Source organism: uncultured Cardiobacterium sp. (assembly GCF_938028185.1).
Taxonomy (GTDB): domain Bacteria; phylum Pseudomonadota; class Gammaproteobacteria; order Cardiobacteriales; family Cardiobacteriaceae; genus Cardiobacterium.
The window spans coordinates 1-3,160 of sequence record NZ_CALJAH010000329.1 but is presented as its reverse complement, the minus strand read 5'-3'; the positions used below and the strand labels follow the sequence as shown (position 1 = coordinate 3,160).

Annotated in this window: 4 protein-coding genes; 2 read left to right on the top strand and 2 right to left on the bottom strand. The window is 65.5% G+C overall.

What is annotated here, in order from left to right:
- A partial coding sequence (locus Q0349_RS09705; protein WP_298080695.1) for a (d)CMP kinase occupies positions 1–311 on the bottom strand: 311 nt, incomplete at its 3' end.
- Positions 304–1,614, bottom strand: a complete 1,311-nt coding sequence (gene aroA, locus Q0349_RS09700) for a 3-phosphoshikimate 1-carboxyvinyltransferase (protein WP_298080694.1) — start codon at positions 1,612–1,614, stop codon at positions 304–306. The genes aroA and Q0349_RS09705, both read right to left, overlap by 8 nt.
- 142 nt (positions 1,615–1,756) lie before the next feature.
- On the opposite strand from aroA, the gene cas2 reads away from it, so the two are divergent.
- Together cas2 and cas1 are read left to right on the top strand one after the other, a co-directional pair.
- Positions 1,757–2,044: a CRISPR-associated endonuclease Cas2 gene (gene cas2, locus Q0349_RS09695; protein WP_298080693.1), complete on the top strand. Its 288-nt coding sequence runs from the start codon at positions 1,757–1,759 to the stop codon at positions 2,042–2,044.
- A gap of 12 nt (positions 2,045–2,056) precedes the next feature.
- A complete protein-coding gene (gene cas1, locus Q0349_RS09690) occupies positions 2,057–3,061 on the top strand; it encodes a CRISPR-associated endonuclease Cas1 (RefSeq protein WP_298080691.1) in 1,005 nt (334 codons plus the stop codon).
- The last annotated feature ends 99 nt before the right edge of the window (positions 3,062–3,160 follow it).

The following is a 3,160-nucleotide window of genomic DNA, read 5'->3' as shown; positions in this document are numbered from 1 at the left end:
GGATAGGCGGCGATTTTCGAGGCGGCATTGCCGCAGCGCTCGGTACGCAGCGCACTGCCGACGGGTGCGCCGTCCAGCAGCACCGTGCAACCGCGCTCGTCCAGGCGGAAATCAATCTGCATCGCCCCGACCAGCGCGGCGATTTCTGCCGCCGGCGCGTCCACTTTATCTGTGGCGAGCGCCTGTAACGCCAGGAGGCGGTAAAGCGCGCCGCTGTCCAGATACGCCCAGCCGCGTTCGCGCGCGAGCGTCTGGCAGAGCGTGCCCTTGCCGACGCCGCTCGGCCCATCAACGGTAATCACCTTACGCATCGCCCACCACCATGCCAACACCCTGCGCCAGCGTCTGGAAGGACGGGAACGACGTCGCCACATTGGCGCAATCGCGCACCACAATCGGCGCGGCGGCGCGCAAGGCGGCTGTGGCAAAACTCATTGCGATGCGGTGATCGCCGTGGCTTTCCACCGTGCCACCGGAAAACGCCGTGCCCGCCTTGCCGCGAATCGTCATTGAATCCGCACCCGCCACGCAATCCACACCGAGCGCGCGCAGACCTGCCTCCATCGTGGCGAGGCGGTCGCTCTCCTTGACGCGCAACTCGTGCAGCGCCGTCGCCCGCGTCTCGCCCTCGGCACAAGCGGCGGCGATGAACAAAATCGGAAACTCGTCAATCGCAATCGGCACCAGCGCCTCATCAATCGTGATGCCATGCAGACGCGACGGACGGACGCGCAAATCGGCGACCGGTTCGCCGCCCGCCTCGCGCGCGTGCAAAATTTCAATATCGCCGCCCATCGCGCGCAAAATCTCGACCACCGCGGCGCGCGTCGGGTTCATGCCGACGTTCTCCAACAGCAGCTCGCCCTCACGCGCAATCAATCCGGCAACCAAAAAAAACGCCGCCGAAGACACATCGCCCGGTACTACCACCTCACAGGCGGAAAGCCGCTGCCCGCCGCGAATCGCCAGCGTCGCGCCGTCCTTTTCAACGCTCACGCCGAAACCGCGCAACATCCGCTCGCTGTGGTCGCGGCTGACACCCTGCTCCGTCACCCGCGTCGTGCCGTCGGCGAACAGCCCGGCGAGCAGCAGCGCCGACTTCAACTGCGCGCTCGCCACCGGCAGGGTGTAATCAATGCCATGCAGCGTGCGGCCATGAATAACCAGCGGCGCCGTACCCGCCTCGCTGGTGGCGATTTCCGCGCCCATCAGGGCGAGCGGCTCGGTGACGCGGCGCATTGGCCGCTTCATCAAAGAACTGTCGCCGACCAGCACACTATTAAAAGGCTGCCCGGCAAGCACGCCCGCAAGCAGACGCATACTGGTGCCGCTGTTGCCGACATCCAGCGGCGCGACAGGCGCGCGCAGCCCGTGCAGCCCGGCGCCGTGAACCGTTACCCGCCCCGCGCCGTGGTGGACAATCTCCACCCCCATCGCCTGAAATGCGCGCATGGTGGCGAGACAATCCTCGCCTTCAAGAAAACCGCTGACCTCGGTCGTCCCCTCTGCCAGCGCGCCGAGCATAATCGCGCGGTGGGAAATAGACTTGTCGCCCGGTACGCGCACCGTGCCAGCAACCGCATCCACCGGCTCACATCGCCAATCTTGCCGCATAAAACCTCCTGCAAAAGAAAAGCCCGCATCATATAGCGGGCGACCAGGGAACGCCAAGATGCCCGCCCCGGCAAAATTGCCACAACGGACAAACCGCGCCCACCGCCGTAGCATCACCCCAGGCACCCGCCGGACGCACCCCATGCCGCACCGCACCCCGTACCTCATCGCCTACGACATCAGCGACACCCGCACCCAGGCGCACGTGCGCCGCATCCTCCAGGGGTACGCCACCGGCGGCCAACAATCCCTCTTCTGCTGCTGGCTAAGCGACGCCGAATACCGCCGCCTCCTCTACACCATCCCGCCCCAACTCGACCCCGCCACCGACCGCCTGCACATCTTCCGCGTGACCGAACAGACCGAAACGCGCCTGCTCGGCAAAGCCAAAGCCGCCGGTCCCGCCGACGCGCCCCTGCTCATCATCTAAATGGAGAACACCATGAGCACCCTCTACATCGACCGCAAAAACACCCGCATGACCGTCTCCGGCAACACCCTCGTCTTCTACGAAAACGGTGAACGCGCCAGCACCCTGCCGCTGCACCTCATCGACCGCATCTGCATCAAGGGCGACCTCACCCTGAGCGCCGCCGACCTCGGCAAACTGGGCGCTCACGACATCGGCGTCCTCATCCTCAGCGGCCGCAGCCAACAGCCCGCCATCTGCCTGCCCTGCGCGCGCAAAGACGCCCTGCGCCGCCTCGCCCAGGCGCACCTCAGCCAGGACAACCCCTTCTGCATCCAGCAGGCACAAACCTGGATTACCGAAAAAATCCAGCGCGAACAAGAACTTTTGCGCGACCTGCAAACCCGCCCGCATCACGGCGGACACCAAATCCACGAATCCCTCGCACAACTCGAACAGCGCCGTTGCCAACTCAAAAAAACCGTGAGCGACCTCGCCACCCTGCGCGGCATCGAAGGCAGCGCCGCCGCTGCCACCTTTGCCGCTATCGCCAGCGTCCTGCCAGAAAGCCTCCACTTCAGCGGACGCAACCGCAACCCGCCGCGCGACCCGTACAACGTCGGCCTCTCGCTCGGCTACACCCTGCTGCACTACGCCATGGTGCGCCACATCCACCTCACCGGCCTGGACCCCTGCATCGGCTACTACCACAGCATCACGCACAACCGCGAATCCCTCGCCTGCGACCTCATCGAAGCCATGCGCCCGCTCGTAACATCCTGGACCATCGACGCCTTCCGCGAACACACCCTGCGCCCCGAAGACTTCACCATGCAGGGCGACGCCTGCCACATGGGCAAAGCCGCACGCGCCCGCTACTACCCCGCCTTTGAAACCGCGCTCAAAAGCTGGCAGGGCGAAATGCGCGAACGCTGCGTGGCACTCCTGCGCGCGCTGGGCAACGCCTGCTTCAACCACCCGCAAACCCGCAACTGCGCCGCCGCCTTCCTCGAAGAAGAAGCACTGCTCACCCTGTAGCCCGTCCGCCGGACAGCGCCTTCCCCTGTGGGGGAGGGCTGGGGTGGGGTTACTCGCGGCAGACACGTTGCCCATACAACAACTCCAACCATTTACAAA